We start from the raw sequence: 18133 nt of genomic DNA, 5'->3' as shown, positions 1-18133 counted from the left end.
CGACGCCCGGACGGCGGACGGCGGACGGCGGACGGCGGACGGCCGGACCTGCCGCGGGTGGGCGGCGGGTCCGGCCGGGGTCGGGGGGTCGGCGGGATCGCTCCCGGGTGCGGGGCCGGCGGGGTTCACCGGCCCTGGAGGTGGGCGGCCCAGGAGCGGATGTCGTCGAGCCGGGTGTACAGGGCTTCGCCGGGGCACTCGGTGTTGAAGGCGTCCCGGTGGCCGGAGACCGACTTGAACTGCACCGAGGTGCCCTTCTTGTACTTGCTCCCGTCGGAGGCCGAGACGAGGGTGGCGGTGCCCTGGGCGTCCTTGCCGGTGAGGCCGAGCTTCCACGCGGCGATCTGCGAGACGCCGTCCACCTGTGCCTGCGGCGCCTGTGCGGAGACGTACGTGCCGAGGGCGGCGACGCCCGCGGAGTTGGTGTTGAAGCCCAGGGTGTGGGCGCCGAGCACCGGTTCGGCGACGCCGCCCGCGCGGCCCTCGTAGATGGTGCCGCAGCGGTCGACCAGGAAGTTGTAGCCGATGTCCCGCCAGCCGAGGCTCTTCACGTGGTACTGGTAGATCGACCGGATCATCTTGGGGGCGTCGGTGCAGGCGTAGTCGTTGGTCGTGTCGGTGTGGTGGACGAAGACCGCCCGGACGTCGCCGGTGTAGCCGAAGCCGCTCTCGCGGATCGACTCGTCGGCGCCCCAGCCCGCACGGGTGACGATGCCCGGCCGGGGCGCGGCACCGCCCGCGCGCAGACCGGGTTCGGCCGGCCGGGGGGCGGGGGCCGCCACCGGATCGGCGCCGGGGTCGACGAGTTCGGCCCGCAGCCCGGCCGGGAAGGGGCGGGTGCCCGCGGTGACCCGGACGGCGACGCCGTCGCTCGGCCCGACCCACAGCGGCGCGGTCGCGCCGCGGCCGGTGAGTTCGTCCGGGCGGTCGTCCCGGTCGGCCTCCAGGTCGTACCAGTCGCCCCACCGGCCCGTCAGGGCGCTGCGGGTGCGGACCTGCACGCCGCCGTCGAGGACTTCGGCCGGGTCGTCCCAGCTGACGCCGACGAGGGCGAAGGAGGCCGTGGGGCGCGGGCCGATGTCGCGCAGGGTGTCGGGCCCGCGGAGCGACGACTCCAGCGGGACGGTGGTGACGCCGCCGGTGCCGGGGTCCGCGTGGGCGGGCACGGCGGCCAGGGTCGTCAGCAGCAGGGTGGTCGTGGTGGCGGCCGCCGCGAGGGCGGCCCGTCGTTCAAGGCGCATAAATCGGATATTGACGGCAAAAAACCTGAGCCGCCACGTCGCCCGCCCGACCCGGACTCCCCTGCCGGACGAGGACACCGAGGCCGTAGGCTGGACCGCACCATGACTGCGCCTTTCGCTGCCGACGCCCGCATCCCCGCCGAGCTGCTGCACGCCTACCTGCGCTCCGGGGCCCCCGATGCCGACCCCTCGCGTCCGCTGGTCACCTTCTACGACGACTCGACCGGCGAGAGAGTCGAGCTGTCCGCGAAGACCTTCGACAACTGGGTCGCGAAGACCGCCAACCTCCTTCAGGACGAGCTCAACGCAGGCCCGGACGACCGGGCCGTGCTGCTGCTCCCGGCCCACTGGCAGAGCGCGGTGTGGCTGCTCGCCTGCTGGTCCGTCGGGGTGACCGCCCTGCCCGGCGGCGACCCCGCCGACGCCGACCTCGTGGTCAGCGGACCGGACGGACTGGAGGCCGCGGCGGCCTGTTCCGGCGAACGGGTGGCGCTGGCCCTCCGTCCGCTCGGCGGCCGCTTCCCCCAGCGCCCCGACGGGTTCCTCGACTACGCCGCCGAGGTGCCCGGCCAGGGCGACCGCTTCGCGCCGTACTCCCCGCCGAACCCGGAGGCGCCGGCGCTGGAGACCGAGATCGACGGGCTGCCGCTGAAACTGACCGGCGAACAGACCGTGCAGCTCGCCCGGGAGGGCGCGGCACGCCTCGGCATCGGGGTCGGCGACCGGGTGATGTCCACGCTGGCGTACGACGACTGGGCCGGGCTGGAGGCCGGGCTGCTGGCGCCGCTCGCCGCCGGCGCGTCGGTCGTGCTCTGCCGGAACTCCGACGCGCTGACGGCCGATCAGTGGGAGAAGCGGGTCGAGGCCGAACGGGTGACCCTGCGGCTCGGCTGAGCCGAACGGACCATCACCCCGCCCGCACCGCCCCCGAAGCCCTCACCCCGCCCGCACCGCCCCCCGAAGCCCTCGCCCAGCCCCTGCCCTCGCCCCTGCCCTCGAACGGAACGCCCGCGTACGGACCGTCCTTCCGGGACCTCCGAACACGTGGGCGTTCCGTCCGTTCCGAGGGTTCATCACCCCGGGGAGAAAACACCGCATGCGGGCCGAAACGGACGCGGGCTCGTCTAGGGTGTCCGAGGTGAACAGCGGACACCGTCGTCCGGGGGACGCTCCGGGCGCCTCCCCCCGCACGGCCGGCCCGGCCGGTCCCGGGCCCGACGACCACGCTCCCGCCCAGGCGCCCTTCCAGGACTGCACGGCGGGCGACCGCCGCCGGAGAGCCGCCCCCGCCGCGGACGGCCGGGCCGCCCGGCGGCGCGGCCGCAGGTCGGCGGAGCGCAGCCGCAGGGCCCTGCGCTGGACGGCGGTCTCCGCCGCACTGGCCCTGGTCGCGGGGTGCGGCGGCGCCTACTTCGCCTACCGGCACTTCAACGGGAACATCGCCTCCGTCGACGTCCACGTCGGCGCGGAGGCCGAACGGCCGCGGGCGATCGAGGGCGCGCTCAACATCCTGGTGATCGGCACCGACAGCCGGGTGGGACTCGGCCGCCGGTACGGCGACGAGGGCGGCACCGGGCACGCGGACACCACGCTGCTGTTCCACGTCGCGAAGGACCGCAGCAACGCCACCGTGATCAGCATCCCCCGGGACCTCATGGTGCAGATCCCGGAGTGCCGCACCGGCAGCCTCCGGATCCCCGGGGAGCGGCGGGCCATGTTCAACGCCAGCCTCGGCGAGGAGGGCCGCGACCCCGGTTGCACCTGGACGACCGTGGAGAAGCTGACGGGCATCCACATCGACCACTTCATGATGGTGAACTTCGAGGCCGTCAAGTCGCTCTCGACCGCCGTCGGCGGCGTCGAGGTCTGTGCCGCGAAGAACATCGACGACCCGGACTCCCACCTGAGGATGACGAAGGGCCGGCACGTCGTGCAGGGCGAGGAGGCGCTCGCGTTCGTCCGCACCCGGCACGCGGTCGGCCTGGGCGGCGACCTCACCCGGATCCCCCTGCAGCAGCAGTTCCTCTCCTCGATGATCCGGAAGATCAAGAGCAGCGACACGCTGACCAGCCCCACCAAGCTCTTCCAGCTCGCGGACGCCGCCACCAAGGCGCTCACCGTCGACTCCGGCATCGACGACGTCCGCCGGCTCAAGGACCTCGCGGTCGAACTCAGCCGGGTCGACACCGGGACCATCACCTTCACCACCGTGCCGGTCGTGGACGACCTGCGGGACCGTGACCGGCTCGCGCTGCGCCAGCCCGACGCCGCACAGCTCTTCGCCCTGATCGCGGCCGACCGGTCGATCGAGGCGGGGGCCGCGCCGCCCACCCCCACGGCCGGCGGCACGGCCGCCACCCCGGCGGGCCGCTCGACCACCGCCCCCGTCAGCCGTTCGTCCGTCAGGCCGCCGGTGCCGGCGCTGCTCGACCCGTCCGGGATCGAGGTGACGGTGCGCAACGGCACCGGTGTCGGCCGACAGGCCGGCCAGGCCACCGCGGACCTCCGGGCGAAAGGCTTCACCCAGGCCACCGTGGGCGGCAACGCCCGCGCCGCGGCGTCGAGTTCGGTCGGCTACCCGGCCGGCCGGGCCAAGGAGGCCGCCGCCCTGGCCGCCGCCCTCGGACTGCCCGCCGGCTCCGTACGGCAGAGCACCTCGCTCGACACCGGGGACGCCCTGGTCGTCGTCCTCGGCCGGGACTACACCGCGACGGCGACCCCCGGCGCCGCGGCCGGAGGCCCCTCCGGCGCATCGGCGGCCGGCACACCCTCCCCGGTGCCGGTGCCGACCGCCCCGCCGAAGAACCTCCAGCGGGTCCAGGCGGACGACGAGGACGTGTGTGCGCGGTAACGGCCGGACCGGGCCGGTGTCCGCCGCGTCACGATCATTTCTGTAACCTTTCGCCCGCCCGCTGCGTCTTGTGTGTAGACCGACCGGCCGCAGAGCGCCCCGGCCGAGGCCCGTCCCGGGGGTGATCCCCCCGGCACGATCCGGCCCCGCGGCCGCCGGCCGGTCCGGGACCACCCCTGCCGGCCGACCGGCGCAGGGACACGAGGAGCGGCGGGAGCAGCATGACGAGCGTGGAGCCGATACCCGGCGGCAGGGCTGCCGTCCGCCGGGCCCGGCAGGGCGGGAACGGATCGCGGCGCAGGCAGCGGGCCCGCCGCTGGCTGCGCATCACGGCCATCACCACGGGCGCCACCCTGGTCGCCGGGTGCGGCGCGGGCTACCTCTACTACCAGCACCTCAACGGCAACATCAGGTCCGGCACCAAGAACCTGACGGACGAACAGGGCGCCCGGACCGCCCCGAACGCCAAGGGGCAGACGCCGCTCAACATCCTGATGATCGGCACCGACAGCCGCGGCTCCAGCGAGAACGTCGCCCTCGGCGGTTCCGCCGACGAGGCGTCCCGCCCCGGCCTGGCCGACGTCCAGATGCTGCTGCACGTCTCCGCGGACCGCAGCAACGCCTCGATGATCAGCATCCCGCGCGACACCATGGTCGACATCCCGGCCTGCCGCGACGAGAAGGGCACGAAGTACCCCGCGGTGAAGCACACCGCCATCAACGAGGCGCTGGCCCGCGGCGGCCCCGGCTGCGTCGTGGGCACCTGGATCGGCCTGACCGGACTCGACATCGACCACTACATGGTCGTCGACTTCGGCGGCGTCGTCCGGATGGCCGACGCCGTCGGCGGCGTGCCCGTCTGCGTGGACCGCAACATGTACGACCGCTACCGGCCCGGCCACGGCGGCACCGGCCTCAAGCTGCCCGAGGGCACCACCCGGGTCACGGGCGAGAACGCCCTCAAGTGGCTGCGCACCCGCGACGCCTGGGGCTCCGACCTCGGCCGCACCAAGGCCCAGCACATGTACCTCAGCTCGATGATCCGCGAGCTCAAGTCCGGCGGGCGGCTCACCGACCCCGGCCAGCTGATGACGCTCGCCGAGGCGGCGACGAAGTCGCTCACGGTCGACAAGCCGCTCGCGGACCTGAAGGCGATCTACGACCTCGGCACCGACCTGCGCGGCGTGCCCACCGAGCGCACCACCACGCTCACCGTGCCGGTGGTCGCCGACCCGGCCAACCCGACGGCGAAGCTGCTGCTCAAGCAGACCGAGGTGAAGCAGATCTGGAGGATGCTGCTCGCCGACACCCCGCTCGACGGCAAGGGCGCGGCGGCCGGGCAGGCCTCCGCCGCCCCGTCGCCGTCGCCTTCCCCGGCGGCGTCCGACGGCGGCGCCGCCCCCGCGAGGAGCACGATCGCGGTCAGCGTGCAGAACTCCTCGGGCACCGAGGGCCGGGCCGCGGAGGTGCGGAACGCCCTGACCGCGGCCGGGTTCGCGAAGGCCTCCCTGACCGGCAACGGCACGGCCCGCGACACCACCCGGCTCACCTACGGCGCCGGGCACCGGGCCGAGGCGCAGGCCGTGGCGGCCGCGCTGAACCTGCCCGCCGACGCCCTGGTGGAATCCGGCACGTCCCGGACGCTGGGCCTGTCGATCGGCAGGGACTGGACCGCCGGGACGGCGTTCACCCCGGCCGCCGCGCCCACCGCACTGCCGAAGTCGGTGGACGCGGAGACCTCGGACAACGACAGGAGCTGCATGGAGGTCGTGCCGCAGGGCGGCCTCTACACCTACTGAGGGCCCGTACCTACTGAGGGCCCGTCACGCCCCGTCCGCCGGGCCCCGTCCGGCGGTGGCGGACGGGGCGAGCAGGCCGTCGCTCTCGACGTACTCCTCGCCGGTCCGCGGGCAGCGCCAGCGGTCCCCGCCGGCCGGCTCCAGCGGTTCACCGGCCCGGCCGACCCACTTGATCCGGCGGGCGGGCACGCCGGCGACCAGTGCGAAGTCCGGGACGTCGCGGTGGACGACCGCCCCGGCGGCGACCAGCGCCCAGCGGCCCACCGTGACCCCGGCGACCAGCACCGCACGGCCGCCGATCGAGCAGCCCTGCCGGAGCGTCACCCCGCGGGCGTGCCAGTCGTCCCCGCGCTTGAGCCTGCCCTCGGGGTCGACCGAACGCGGGTACAGGTCGTTGGTCAGCACGGCCGCCGGGCCGACGAACACGCCGTCCTCGACCACCGCGGGCTCGTAGACGAGCGCGTGGTTCTGGAGCTTGACCCGGTCGCCCAGGCGGACGCCCGGGCCGACGTACGCGCCGCGGCCGATGATGCACTCGGCGCCGATCTCGGCGTGCTCACGCACCTGCGCCAGGTGCCAGACGGTGCTGCCGGGGCCGATCACGGCCCGCTCGTCGACGTCGGCGGTCGGCTCGATCCGGACGTCCGCCGGACGCGGCGGCGGCACGTCGGCCCCCTCAGGAATCCCCATGGCGCGACGATAGTGCCCGGGTGCCCGTGGAGGGGGCCGTTCGGCGCGGGCGCCCGGGCCTTCCCGGCCCGTGGCACCCCCGGCTCAGGCCTTTTCGATCCGCGGCGCCATCGGCTCGGGCCGCTTGCTGGCGATCACCCGGCGGGCCAGCTTGCGCGGCGAGGTGAGGAAGCCGAAGCCCCAGCTCATGTGCATGGTGGCGAGCGCCACCGGCAGCTGCAGGCGGGCGCGGGCCGACAGCCCTCGGCCCTCGACCACCGAGCCGCCGAGGATGCCCAGCACGTAGCCGCCGGGCACCACCAGGAAGGCCGGGTGGACCGCGGCACCGAGCACCAGGCCGGCCGCGCAGGCCAGCAGGGCGGCCGGCGGCGCGAGGTAGCGGAGGTTGACCGAGCCGCGGTGGTAGCGGGTGACGACCCGGCGCCACCGGCCGTAGTCCTTGTACTGCTTGGCGAGCGCCCGCACGCTGGGCCGCGGCCGGTAGGTGACCCGCAGCTGCGGGGTGAACCAGATCAGGCCGCCGTTCTGGCGGATGCGGTAGTTGAGCTCCCAGTCCTGGGCGCGGACGAACTCCTCGTTGTAGCCGCCCTGCTGCTCCAGCACCTCGCGGCGGAACACGCCGAGGTAGACCGTCTCGGCCGGGCCGGCCAGGCCGCCGGTGTGGAAGGCCGCGTTGCCGACGCCGATCCTGGAGGTCATGGCGGCGGCGACCGCCTTCTCCCACTCGCTCTCGCCCTCGGCGTGCATGACGCCACCGACGTTGGCGGCCTCCATCGCGCCGAGCAGCCGGACGGCGGTGTCGACGTACCCCGGTGTCAGCAGACCGTGCCCGTCGACGCGTACCACGATGGGGTGATGCGAGCCGCGGATGGCCGCGTTCAGGCCGGCCGGGGTGCGGCCGGTGGGGTTGGGCACCGTCCGGACCCTCGGGTCCTCGGCGACGAGCGCTGCGGCGATCTCGTCCGTCCGGTCGGTGGACGGGCCGAGGGCGATCACGACCTCGATGTCGCCGGCGTAGTCCTGCTCCAGGATCCGCAGGACGGCGGTGCGCAGGTGACGTTCCTCGTTGAGCACCGGCATGATCACGGAGACCGCCGGCAGCTCCTCAGCAGCCTTGGTGTTCATCGCGCCCACCGTACCGGCGGGACCGGCCGGATGTCAGACGAGGGTCGCCGGAACGCACCCGCCCAGCAGCCCGGACACCGCCGGGAGGAACGTTTCACCACCTCGGGTGACCGTGCGGCGCGGCGCGGTCACGGGCGGGCACCGGCGGGCCTAGCATCCCGAAGATGCCGTCCTCACGTCCGTTCGTGCCGCCGTCCCGCCCGCCGCGCGGACGCGCGGGCCGGACGGCGCAGGACGGCGCGGCGGGCGCGGCGGGCGCGGGACGGGCCGCGGCCCGGAAGCCCGCCCGCCCGGCCGGCCCGGCGGAACACGGCCGGGGCCGGGAGCGGGACCGGGGTCCGCGCCGGGGCCAGGGAGCGCGCTGGGGCCGCTGGGGCCGCTGGGCGGTCGGTGCGCTGTCCCTGGCGGTGCTCGCCACCTCGTGCGCGGGGTGGCTGCTGCTGCACGGCGTCGGCGACTCGATCGAACGGATCGACGCGATCGGCGGCGGCGACCGGCCCGCCGACGAGGGCCTCACCACCTTCCTGGTGGCCGGCACCGACGACCGGGCGGGCGTGCCGGAGGACACCCTCAAGAACGTGCTGCACGCGGGCGGCGAATCGTGCCACTGCACCGACACGCTCATGGTGGTGCAGCTCGCCCGCAACGGCGGCCGGGCGACCGTGCTGAGCATCCCGCGCGACTCCTACGTCGACATCCCCGCCCACCAGGACCCGGCGACCCGCCGGGAGGTGCCCGCCACCAAGGGCAAGATCAACGCGGCGTACGGGATGGGCGGTGCCCCGCTCACCGTGCGCACGGTCGAGAAGAACACCGGCCTGCGGATCGACCACTACCTGCAGATCGACTTCCTCGGCTTCGTCACCACGGTCGACGCCCTCGGTGGCGTCGAGGTCTGCACCGCCAAGCCGCTCAAGGACCCGTACTCCGGCCTCGACCTGCCCGCCGGCACGACCCGGCTGGACGGGGCGGGCGCGCTCAAGTACGTCCGGGCCCGGCACGTCGACGGCTCGTCGGACCTCGGCCGGATGCGCCGTCAGCAGCGTTTCGTCGCCCAGCTGCTGCACCAGGCCACCGCCCAGGACGTGCTGCTCGACCCGGAGCGGCTCGGGTCGGTGCTCGGCACCGCCCTGAAGTCCGTGAAGGCCGACAAGGGGCTGACCACCGGCGCCCTGCTCGACTTCGCCACCCGGCTCCGGGGCCTCTCCGCGGGCTCCGCGGACTTCGCCACCGTGCCGGTGGCCGACGTCGACCACCAGGTCGCCGGCTGGGGGTCGACGGTGCTGTGGGACACGAAGCGCGCCGGGACGCTGTTCGAGACCGTCCGGGAGGGGCGGCCGCTCGTGACGCACCCCGACCCGTCGCCGTCCCCCGTGGTCGCGTCCGCCGCGGTCACGTCCCCCGTGGTGGCGCCCGCCGAGGGCGGGGCCGTGCCCGCCGCGCAGATCCGGGTGCAGGTGCTGAACGGCACCGGCGTGACCGGCCTGGGACAGCGCGTCGACGAGGACCTGCGCCGTGCCGGTTTCGCCACCACCGGCACGCCGTCCAACACCGGCACCGCGGCGGCCCGCACGTCCGTCCGCTACGACCCGCGGTGGGACGAGTCGGCGAGGACGCTGGCCGCCGCCCTGCCGGGCGCGGAACTCGTCCCGGCACCCGGGCTCGGCGCGACGCTCCAGGTCGTCGTCGGCACCGACCACGGCGGAACGCCCCCACCCGCGCCGGCCGCCGTCCCGCCGCCCGCGTCCGCCTCCGCGTCCGCCCCGGCGGCCGGGACGCCGGAGCCCGCGGTGAGCGCGGAGACCGGCAGCGAGATCAGCTGCCCGTGACCGCGCGCACCACGAACCAGCCGGCGCCGCACAGCACGACGGCCGCCAGCGACGACCGGTTCAGCAGCACCTGGGCCGTGCCCACCCCGCCGGGCAGCACCGTCGCCGGGCGGCGGGCCGGACGGTGCGCCAGCACGGTGACCGTCTCCGCCACCGCGGCCGGGGTGTAGGCCCCGCCCAGGTGCCGCCCGAGGGGCGCCGCGGGCCAGGCCCAGACGTGCACGGTGCTCCCGTCCGTGCCCTGCACCGACAGGCGGCCGCGGTGCACGGCCGCCGCGTTGACCTCGTCCCAGGACCAGCGGCGCACCCGCAGGCCCGAGGCGACGACCAGGCCGTCGCGGTCGAACCCCGCCTGCCAGGTGAAGGCGGTGACCAGGGCCACGAACATCCCGGACGTCGTGAGGAGCGGCTGCACCAGCCCGCCGAACCAGCCGTCACCCGGCGCGGTGCAGAGGAACACCGTCGCCGGCACCGCCAGCAGCGGACCGGCCGCGAGGCGCAGCGGCCGCGGCATGCCGACCATCCGCGCGGGCTCCGGGCCGGTGTCGGCGGGCTCGGCGGCCCCGGCCGTCCGGGCGTCCGCACCGGCCAGCGCCGCGCCGGCCAGCGCGGAGACGGCGGCGTCGTCGTCGCCGAGCGGCCTGCCGCGGCGCCACCACCGCGGCAGGCCCGGGAACGCCCCGGTGACGGAGACCCGCCACCGGGCGCCCGCGTGGCCGGGGCGGACGAGCAGCTGGGCGGACGGGCCGTCGGGGCCGTGGAACAGCAGGGCCGGGGCCGGGCGCGCGGCCCGGTCGGCCGCCCTCGCGGCGACGGGCGGCGGCACCGGGCCCGGCCTCCGGAGGGCGTCGGCGGTGCCGTCCGGGCCGTCGTTCCCGGTGCCGGCCTCCTGCGGGCCGTCATGCTCGATGCCGGCGTGCCGGTACCCGGCCACGGTGAACTCCGGCACCCAGCCTTCGTCGTCGTCCCGGCCGGGCCACCACAGGCAGGCGTTGCTCTCCTGGAAGCGCCAGAGCGGCGCGGCGGTCGGCGCCCCGGCGGGACGGACGAGGGTGTCGCCCTTGGCGTCCTGGCTCACCAGCACCCGCAGGGCGGGTGCACCGGTGGCGGAGAAGGCGCGGCGGCGGCGCACGTCGGCCACCGCGGAGGAGAGCAGCAGCCCGGCCGCGGTGGCGGCGAGGCCGCCGAAGACGTACCAGGACGCCGGGTCGTACGGGTCGCCGGCCAGCCGGGCGAAGCCGTCGTCGTCGGCCAGCAGGGGCAGCCGGTCACCGGGGTGCGGCGTCCCGTCCCACCAGACGTCGAGGTCCGCGGTGCGCGGCTGCCCGGTGCCGGGGGTGGTGTAGCCGACGCGGGCGGTGAAGCCCTCGGCGTCCGTGGAGAGCACCGTGGCCTCGACGGGTGCGGCCCGTGCGGCGCGGGCGTCGCTGTCGCGCTGGTTGCCGTGCCCGGTGACCGCGAGGACGATCGCGGCCGCGAGGGCGAGCGCCGCCGTCAGGCAGCGGCCCACGGGGACGGCGGAGAGCGGGGGGCGGGGGACGTCCGCCGTCGTCCACGGGTACGGCACGGCCGGGCCGGCCGTCAGGTCGAGGATCCGGCGGGCCCGGCGGCGGCCCGCGTCCGCGCGGAGCAGGGCGAGCGCGAGCAGGGTGTGCGCGGCCAGCGCCGTCCAGCGGGCGGCGGTGGGGAGCCCGGTCGGCATCAGCCAGATCAGGGCGGCGACCGCCGCGGGCACGAGGTACGGCCGGCGGGGCCGGACCAGCAGGAGCATCGTCTCCGCGAGGAGGACGACGCCGGTGGCGGTCTCCGTCCACGGGGTGAGGCAGGACGCGGGAGCCGAGCACCCGGTCGGCTGCGGGTCGGAGAGCACCGCGAGGAGGCACACGGCCAGCGGGAGCACGGCGAGCCCGCGGCCCTCCAGGCGTCGCCACGTCCGGGCCGCGCGCCACCGGTCGGCGTCGGCCTCGGTGAGGGGCGGGGCGGCGGGCAGCGGGGACTCGGGCATGCGGGTGATGATGCCAAGCCGCAGGGCGGGGCCGGCGGCCGGGGCGGCGGGCGCGGACACGGCGGAGGGGCCGGGCTGCGGGCCCGGCCCCTCCTTGCTGCGACGGCACCCGCAGGTGCGGCGGTCAGTCGGTGGCGATGGCCGCGAGGATGTTCATCCGGGCGGCGCGGAAGGCCGGCAGCAGGGCGGCCAGCAGACCGACGACGGCCGAGGCGACCAGGATGGCGGCGATGGTGCCGGTGGGGATGGTCAGGGTGTCGAGCCCCTGGTCGATGAGGACGTCGCGCGAGGTGACGCCCCAGGCCAGGCCGAGCCCGGTGCCGAGCAGGGCGCCGAAGACGGCGATGACCACGGACTCCAGACGGACCATCCGGCGCAGCTGACGGCGCGACAGGCCGATCGCCCGGAGCAGGCCGATCTCCCGGGTGCGCTCGACGACCGACAGGGCGAGCGTGTTGACGACGCCGAGCACCGCGACCGTGATCGCCAGGCCGAGCAGGCCGTAGACCATGTAGAGCAGCTGGTTGACCTGCGTCTGGACGAGGTCCTTGTAGCCCGCCTGGTCGCGGACGCTGACCTGCGGGTAGGCCTCGACGGCCTTCTGCAGGGCGGTGAGCGTCCGCGCCGGGTCGGCGCCGGGGGCGGCCTCGGCGAAGACGGCCACGTCGGCCGGGAGGTCGGCGGCCTGCACCGCCGCGGCGACGGTGTCGATGCCGGTGAAGAAGGTGCCGTCGAACATCTGGTTGCCGGTGCTGGTGATCACGCCGAGCGGCAGGGACTGCGTCCGGCCCCGGCCGTAGTCGACCTTGACCTGGTCGCCGACCTTGAGGCCGTGCTCGGTGGCGAACTTCTGGTCGACGGACATGCCGCCGGTGAACGCCGCCTCGGCGCTGCCGGAGGCCACCGGCATGTGGAAGTCCACGGCGAAGGTGGGCGAGGCGGCCACCAGGTCGGTCTTGGTGGTGGCGCCGTCCGGGGTGGTGAGGACGGCCGGGAGCGACTTCTGCTCGGTGACGTGGGCGAGGCCGGGCGTGGACCGGGCCGCGTCGACCACGGCCGGGCCGATGCCGTTGCCCTGGCTGGTGAGGATGAAGTCGACGCCGACGGACTTGTCGATCTGTCCGTTGACCGAGCTGACCATCGACGAGGTGACCACGGACGCGCCGGTGACGAGGGCGAGGCCGATCATCAGGGCGGCGGCGGTGGCGCCGGTGCGGCGCGGGTTGCGCATGGCGTTGCGCTGGGCGAGCGTGCCCGCCGGGCCGAACACCGCGGGCAGCACGGCGCCCAGCACCCGGATGACGACGGTGGCCAGCAGCGGGCCGACGATCACGAAGCCGACCAGGGTGAGCAGGACGCCCAGGCCCAGCCAGAGCCCGCCGTCGGCGGCCTTGTCGGCGGCGGCCGCGAGCACCAGGCCGGCGGTGCCGAGGCCGGTGACGGCCAGGCCGACGACGACGCGGATGCGGTTCGCCGAGGCCTCGGCCGGGGTGCCGTGGTCGCGCAGGGCGGCCATCGGGGAGATCCGGCCGGCCCGGCGGGCCGGGATCCACGCGGCGAGGACGGTGATGAGGATGCCGACGGCGTAGGAGGCGGCCGGCACCGTCCAGGTGACGTCCAGCGAGGAGGCGTCGAGGTTCATGCCGACGGCCTTCATGAGCTGGATGAGGAGCATGGCGAGGCCGAGGCCGGCACCGAGGCCGATGGTCGAGCCGAGCACGCCGAGGATCAGCGCCTCCACCAGCACCGAGCGGTTGACCTGCTTGCGGCTGCCGCCGAGGGCGCGCAGCAGGCCGATCTCGCGGGTGCGCTGGGCGACCAGCATGGAGAACGTGTTGATGATCAGGAAGCCGCCGACGAGCAGCGAGATGCCGGCGAAGCCGAGCATGGCGTACTTCATGAAGTTGAGGAACGAGCCGACGTCCTGGGCGTTCTCGGCCTTCTGCTCCGCGGCGGTCTTCGCCTCGAAGCCGGTGCCGAGGGCGGCGAGCGCCTGCTGCTTCAGCTGGTCGTCGGTGCGGCTGCCGTCGCCGAACACCTCGACGGTGGTGAAGGCCGCGCTGCCGAGCAGGTCCTTCTGCGCGGTCGGCGTGTCGAGGAACGCGAGGGCGGCGCCCGGGTTGGTGGTGCGGAAGGTGACGATGCCGGACAGCGTGAAGTCGTAGCTGCCGCCGAGGGTGATGACGCGCAGCGGGCTGCCGAGCTTCAGGCCGGCCTTCTTGGCCGTGTCGGCGTCGAGCATGATCTGGCCGGAGCCCTGCGGGGCGCCGCCGGAGGTGATGTCGACGGAGTTGCGCGGGGTGTCGACCCAGTTCCCGGTGAGGGTGGGGGCGCCGCTGGTCGGGCCGATCGCCTTGTTGGTGGCGGGGTCGACCAGGGTGGCGCTCTCCACGAAGACCTGGCCCAGGGCGGTCTTCACGCCGGGCAGCGCGGCGATCTTCTGCACGGTGTCGACCGGGACGGTGCGGGGCTTCCCGCCGTCCATCTCGCCGGGGGCGAGGTCGTCCTTCGCCGTGCCGACGGAGAGGTCGGAGGCGGTGGAGGCGAAGAGCTTGTCGAAGGTGCTGGTGGCGGTGTTGGAGAAGACGAGCGTGCCGGAGACGAAGGCCACGGACAGCACGACGGCGATCAGGGAGAGGACCATGCGCCCCTTGTGGGCGAGGAAGCTCCGTAGGGAGGTCTTGAGCAGCATCGGTGTCGTCCCCCGGCTCAGCTGGTGCGCTTGCCGTCGAAGCGGCGCATGCGCTCCAGGACGGTGTCGGCGGTGGGAGCGTGCATCTCGTCGACGATGCGGCCGTCGGCGAGGAAGAGGACGCGGTCGGCGTAGCCGGCGGCGACCGGGTCGTGGGTGACCATGACGATGGTCTGGCCGAGCTCGTCGACCGAGCGCCGCAGGAAGGTCAGCACCTCGGCGCCGGAGCGGGAGTCGAGGTTGCCGGTGGGCTCGTCGCCGAAGATGATCTCGGGCCGGGCGGCGAGCGCGCGGGCCACGGCGACGCGCTGCTGCTGGCCGCCGGAGAGCTGGGTGGGCCGGTGCTTGAGCCGGTCGGCGAGGCCGACGGTCTCGATGACCTGCTCCAGCCAGGCGGCGTCGGGCTTGCGGCCGGCGATGTCCATCGGCAGCGTGATGTTCTCCAGGGCGTTCAGGGTGGGCAGCAGGTTGAACGCCTGGAAGATGAAGCCGATCTTGTCCCGGCGGAGCCGGGTGAGCTGCTTGTCCTTCAGCCCGGTGATCTCGGTGTCGCCGATCCTGATCTCGCCCGCGGTGACCGTGTCGAGCCCGGCGAGGCAGTGCATCAGCGTCGACTTGCCGGAGCCCGAGGGGCCCATGATCGCGGTGAAGCGTCCGCGCCGGATGTCCACGTCGACGGCGTCGAGCGCGGTGACCCGGGTCTCGCCCTCGCCGTAGGCCTTCGTCACCTGCCGTGCGGAGGCGGCGGTGGCACCGCCGCCACCGGGAAGCTGGGGGTCGTGCACGGCTGCAGCTGCCGTCTTCACTGGGATCTCCTCGTACGTCGTCCACCCGTCGCCCCACAGCCTGGCGGCCGCACCGTGTCCTGCGACATGGTGCGGGCCACCGTCCTCGCCCTGGAGCCAGCCCCACCCCCGGCCGGGGGTGGGGCTGTAGGAACCACGTTAGGAGTGCCGTACCGGCCGATCGTCCTCCGCCGGGAGGAACGCGGGTGACCGGGAGATGTACGGGGAGAGGGTTCCCTCCCCCTAGGGGACCGGTCCTCCGGGACCAGGGTCAGCGGGCCGCGGCGAACTCCGGGGTGCGCGCGGCGGTGCCCGCGGGGGCGGCGTGGCCGAGTGCGGCGGCGAAGGCGTCGACCACCGGGGCGAGCAGGGCGTCCGTCCCGAGCTCGACGCCGGCGGTGCCGTCGGCCCGCAGGGTGATGTCGCGGTCGAGCACGAACCATCCCTGTGTGACATGGCCTGCGCCCATCGAGCTGAGCACCGGTCGCAGCGCGTAGTCGACGGCGAGCACGTGGGCGGTCGAGCCGCCGGTGGCGAGCGGCAGCACGGCCTTGCCGCGGAGCGCGTACTGCGGGAGGACGTCGAGCAGGGCCTTGAGGAGCCCGGAGTACGCCGCCTTGTAGACCGGGGTTCCGATGACGACGCCGTCGGCCTGCTCGAAGAGCTCCACGGCGCGGACTATCGCGGGGTGCGAGAAGTCGGCGGAGAGGAGGGCCTCGGCGGGCAGGCTCCGGGCGTCGAAGGGCACGACCTCGTGGCCGAGTGCGGCGAGCCGCGCGTCGACGTGGCGGAGCAGCCCGGTGGTGCGGGAGGTGGCGGAGGGGGAGCCGGAGACGGACAGGACGGTGGCCATGGGGATCACCTCGGAAGGGGCGGGGCCTGCGGGCGGCCCCGGGGGCGGGAGCGAGCGGGCAGCGCTGCACGGACCGCGGCGGTGGGGCCGGGTGCAGGGGTGCGGGGTCGGAACGGGTGGCGCGCGGTGGGGCGAAGGTCAGCCACGACACAGCGAGCGGGCCACACGCAGCAGGTCGACGTGCCGCCGACGCGTGAGGATCCTCTGCTGCTCCATGCCGTCATGCAAGCACGGGCCGTTTCGGCCGGTCAAGGTTGGTTCCAGCAGGTGAACTTTCGGCCGGTCCGTCCGCACCGTGCATCAAATCGGCTACAAGGGGCCCCGGGGCGGGGGCCGGGGCACTGCGGCGCCCCGCTTTCGGGCATCCTTCCCCACATGAACACGTGGCAGGAGGACCGCCCGGGGGGCGGGGGCGCGTACGGTCGGAACGACGACGGGTACCGCCAGGGTGGTGCGGCCGCCGAGCCGCCGCTGCCGCCGGGGCTGAACCCGCGCGGGCCCGGGGCCGCTCCGCAGGGCCAGCCGGCCGGGCCGGGGGGCCAGGACGGCCGGGGGGCGTACGGCGGCGCGATCCCCGCGCAGCCGCAGCCGGGCCACGGCTCGCAGTACGGTGCGGCCCAGCAGCCGCAGTACGGTGCGGCCCAGCAGCCGACCCAGCCGCCGGCGCAGCCGGGCTTCGGTCCGGCGGGCGGCCCCGGCGGACCGGCCGGTCCGGCCGGTCCGGGGGGCACCGGCGGTGCGAGACCCCCGGCGCCGGCGCGGTGGCCGCGCGGCCGGAAGATCAGGGTGGCGGCGCTGGCCGTGGTCGGGGCGCTGCTGGTGACGGGCATCGGCACCTACTTCTGGGCCGACTCGCAGCTGCGGCACGAGAACGTGCTGGCGGGCTACGACGGCCGCCCGGCGGCCGGCGAGGGCACGAACTGGCTGATCGTCGGCTCGGACAGCCGCGAGGGCCTGTCGGACGCCGACGAGGACTCGCTGCACACCGGTTCCGCGCAGGGCAAGCGCAGCGACTCGATGATGCTGCTGCACATCGGCGACAACGGGAACACCCTGATGTCGATCCCGCGCGACTCGTGGGTGGAGATCCCGAAGCACCTGGACACCGAGGGCAGCGGCAAGACCATCGCGGCCTCCAACTCCAAGATCAACGCGGCGTTCGCGCGGGGCGGCGGCCGGCTGCTGGTGCAGACGGTGGAGCACAACACCGGCCTGCGGATCGACCACTACGCGGAGATCGGCTTCGCCGGCTTCGTCGGGATCGTCGACTCGGTCGGCGGTGTGGACATGTGCATCGACAAGGACGTGAAGGACCGCGACTCGGGCCTCGACCTGAAGGCCGGCTGCCAGACGCTGAGCGGCACCCAGTCGCTGGGGTTCGTCCGGCAGCGGCACCAGATGGCCGACCAGGACCTGGGCCGGATGCGCAACCAGCAGAAGTTCCTCGGCGCCCTCGCCAAGCAGGCCGCCTCCCCGGCGACGCTGCTCAACCCGTTCACCTTCTACCCGATGGTGAGCTCGGGCCTGGGCACGCTGATCGTGGACGACGACGCGGGCCTGACCGACCTGGGCTCGATGTTCCTGGCGATGAAGGGCGTGACGGGCGGCGACGGCAAGTCGATCACCGTGCCGATCGGCAACCCGAACTTCCGCACCGCCACCGGCGAGTCCGCGGTGAAGTGGGACGCGGTCAAGTCGAAGCAGGTCTTCGAGGCCTTCAAGAACGACACCGCGGTGCCCGACCTGAAGTGACGGGCCCGGGTACGCGGGAGCCCCCGGTCGGTCCGACCGGGGGCTCCCGCGTGCCAGGGCTCCTGCGTGCCGGGGGCTACGGCAGGTTGCGGGCTACGGCAGGTTGCGGGCCATGACGATGCGCTGGACCTGGTTGGTGCCCTCGTAGATCTGGGTGATCTTGGCGTCGCGCATCATGCGCTCGACCGGGTAGTCGCGGGTGTAGCCGTAGCCGCCGAGGAGCTGGACGGCGTCGGTGGTGATCTCCATCGCGGCGTCGGAGGCGAAGCACTTGGCGGCGGCACCGAAGAAGGTCAGGTCTGCATCGGTGCGCTGGGACTTCGCGGCGGCGGCGTAGGTGAGCTGGCGGGCGGCCTCCAGCTTCATCGCCATGTCGGCCAGCATGAACTGCACGCCCTGGAACTCGGCGATCGCCCTGCCGAACTGCTTGCGCTCCTGCACGTAGCCCTTGGCGTAGTCGAGGGCGCCCTGCGCGATGCCGATCGCCTGCGCGGCGATGGTGACCCGGGTG

The 18133-nt window shown here is 74.8% G+C and carries 13 protein-coding genes; 5 read left to right on the top strand and 8 right to left on the bottom strand.

The annotated features are described in order from the left end of the window. Positions 1 to 125: 125 nt before the first annotated feature. Positions 126 to 1241, bottom strand: a complete 1116-nt coding sequence (locus SNE206_RS37455; RefSeq protein WP_407918059.1) for a peptidoglycan recognition protein — start codon at positions 1239 to 1241, stop codon at positions 126 to 128. Between the two features lie 102 nt (positions 1242 to 1343). Between SNE206_RS37455 and SNE206_RS37450 the strand changes: the two genes are divergently transcribed. The 3 genes from SNE206_RS37450 (at position 1344) to SNE206_RS37440 (ending at position 5891) form a co-directional block, all read left to right on the top strand. Then, the gene (locus SNE206_RS37450; protein WP_407918058.1) at positions 1344 to 2135 is read left to right on the top strand and encodes a TIGR03089 family protein; all 792 of its coding nucleotides are present in this window, start codon (positions 1344 to 1346) and stop codon (positions 2133 to 2135) included. A gap of 244 nt (positions 2136 to 2379) precedes the next feature. Further along, the gene (locus SNE206_RS37445) at positions 2380 to 4092 is read left to right on the top strand and encodes an LCP family protein (protein WP_407918057.1); all 1713 of its coding nucleotides are present in this window, start codon (positions 2380 to 2382) and stop codon (positions 4090 to 4092) included. A 221-nt stretch (positions 4093 to 4313) separates the two neighbouring features. Further along, positions 4314 to 5891, top strand: coding sequence for an LCP family protein (locus SNE206_RS37440; RefSeq protein WP_407918056.1), 1578 nt, complete (start codon positions 4314 to 4316; stop codon positions 5889 to 5891). Between the two features lie 24 nt (positions 5892 to 5915). On the opposite strand, the gene SNE206_RS37435 is transcribed toward SNE206_RS37440, so the two are convergent. Then, entirely contained in the window at positions 5916 to 6581 is a 666-nt protein-coding gene (locus SNE206_RS37435; protein WP_407918055.1) for an acyltransferase, read from the bottom strand. An 84-nt stretch (positions 6582 to 6665) separates the two neighbouring features. Next, on the bottom strand, positions 6666 to 7706 hold the full coding sequence (locus SNE206_RS37430) for a glycosyltransferase family 2 protein (RefSeq protein ID WP_407918054.1): 1041 nt from the start codon (positions 7704 to 7706) through the stop codon (positions 6666 to 6668). Positions 7707 to 7870: 164 nt separating this feature from the next. Between SNE206_RS37430 and SNE206_RS37425 the strand changes: the two genes are divergently transcribed. Continuing rightward, positions 7871 to 9535, top strand: a complete 1665-nt coding sequence (locus SNE206_RS37425) for an LCP family protein (RefSeq protein WP_407918053.1) — start codon at positions 7871 to 7873, stop codon at positions 9533 to 9535. On the opposite strand, the gene SNE206_RS37420 is transcribed toward SNE206_RS37425, so the two are convergent. The 4 genes from SNE206_RS37420 to ssuE all read right to left on the bottom strand — a co-directional run bounded on the left by SNE206_RS37420 (position 9522) and on the right by ssuE (position 15870). Further along, positions 9522 to 11540 carry a hypothetical protein gene (locus SNE206_RS37420; protein ID WP_407918052.1) on the bottom strand — a complete coding sequence of 673 codons (2019 nt, stop codon included), beginning with the start codon at positions 11538 to 11540 and terminating at the stop codon, positions 9522 to 9524. The genes SNE206_RS37425 and SNE206_RS37420 overlap by 14 nt on opposite strands. 124 nt (positions 11541 to 11664) lie before the next feature. Continuing rightward, complete coding sequence (locus tag SNE206_RS37415) at positions 11665 to 14232, bottom strand: ABC transporter permease (RefSeq protein WP_407918051.1); 2568 nt, start codon at positions 14230 to 14232, stop codon at positions 11665 to 11667. Positions 14233 to 14249: 17 nt separating this feature from the next. After that, the gene (locus SNE206_RS37410) at positions 14250 to 15038 is read right to left on the bottom strand and encodes an ABC transporter ATP-binding protein (RefSeq protein ID WP_407918050.1); all 789 of its coding nucleotides are present in this window, start codon (positions 15036 to 15038) and stop codon (positions 14250 to 14252) included. Positions 15039 to 15288: 250 nt separating this feature from the next. Then, a complete protein-coding gene (ssuE, locus tag SNE206_RS37405) occupies positions 15289 to 15870 on the bottom strand; it encodes an NADPH-dependent FMN reductase (RefSeq protein WP_407918049.1) in 582 nt (193 codons plus the stop codon). A 375-nt stretch (positions 15871 to 16245) separates the two neighbouring features. On the opposite strand from ssuE, the gene SNE206_RS37400 reads away from it, so the two are divergent. Continuing rightward, a complete protein-coding gene (locus SNE206_RS37400) occupies positions 16246 to 17622 on the top strand; it encodes an LCP family protein (protein ID WP_407918048.1) in 1377 nt (458 codons plus the stop codon). A gap of 93 nt (positions 17623 to 17715) precedes the next feature. Here SNE206_RS37400 and SNE206_RS37395 read toward each other — a convergent pair. Next, the coding region (locus SNE206_RS37395; RefSeq protein ID WP_407918047.1) for an acyl-CoA dehydrogenase family protein at positions 17716 to 18133 on the bottom strand (418 nt) is incomplete at its 5' end.

The sequence above is a fragment of the Kitasatospora sp. NE20-6 genome, assembly GCF_045862635.1.
The sequence above is the reverse complement of the archived record's forward strand: the minus strand, read 5'-3'. Positions and strand labels throughout refer to the sequence as shown.

Excerpts from the sequence above, each read along its gene's own strand:
- SNE206_RS37440 (WP_407918056.1), top strand. The coding sequence starts at position 4,314 with ATGACGAGCGTGGAGCCGATACCCGGCGGCAGGGCTGCCGTCCGCCGG.
- ssuE (WP_407918049.1), bottom strand. The coding sequence starts at position 15,870 with ATGGCCACCGTCCTGTCCGTCTCCGGCTCCCCCTCCGCCACCTCCCGC.
- SNE206_RS37415 (WP_407918051.1), bottom strand. The coding sequence starts at position 14,232 with ATGCTGCTCAAGACCTCCCTACGGAGCTTCCTCGCCCACAAGGGGCGC.
- SNE206_RS37400 (WP_407918048.1), top strand. The coding sequence starts at position 16,246 with ATGAACACGTGGCAGGAGGACCGCCCGGGGGGCGGGGGCGCGTACGGT.
- SNE206_RS37425 (WP_407918053.1), top strand. The coding sequence starts at position 7,871 with ATGCCGTCCTCACGTCCGTTCGTGCCGCCGTCCCGCCCGCCGCGCGGA.
- SNE206_RS37430 (WP_407918054.1), bottom strand. The coding sequence starts at position 7,706 with ATGAACACCAAGGCTGCTGAGGAGCTGCCGGCGGTCTCCGTGATCATG.
- SNE206_RS37420 (WP_407918052.1), bottom strand. The coding sequence starts at position 11,540 with ATGCCCGAGTCCCCGCTGCCCGCCGCCCCGCCCCTCACCGAGGCCGAC.
- SNE206_RS37455 (WP_407918059.1), bottom strand. The coding sequence starts at position 1,241 with ATGCGCCTTGAACGACGGGCCGCCCTCGCGGCGGCCGCCACCACGACC.
- SNE206_RS37435 (WP_407918055.1), bottom strand. The coding sequence starts at position 6,581 with ATGGGGATTCCTGAGGGGGCCGACGTGCCGCCGCCGCGTCCGGCGGAC.
- SNE206_RS37450 (WP_407918058.1), top strand. The coding sequence starts at position 1,344 with ATGACTGCGCCTTTCGCTGCCGACGCCCGCATCCCCGCCGAGCTGCTG.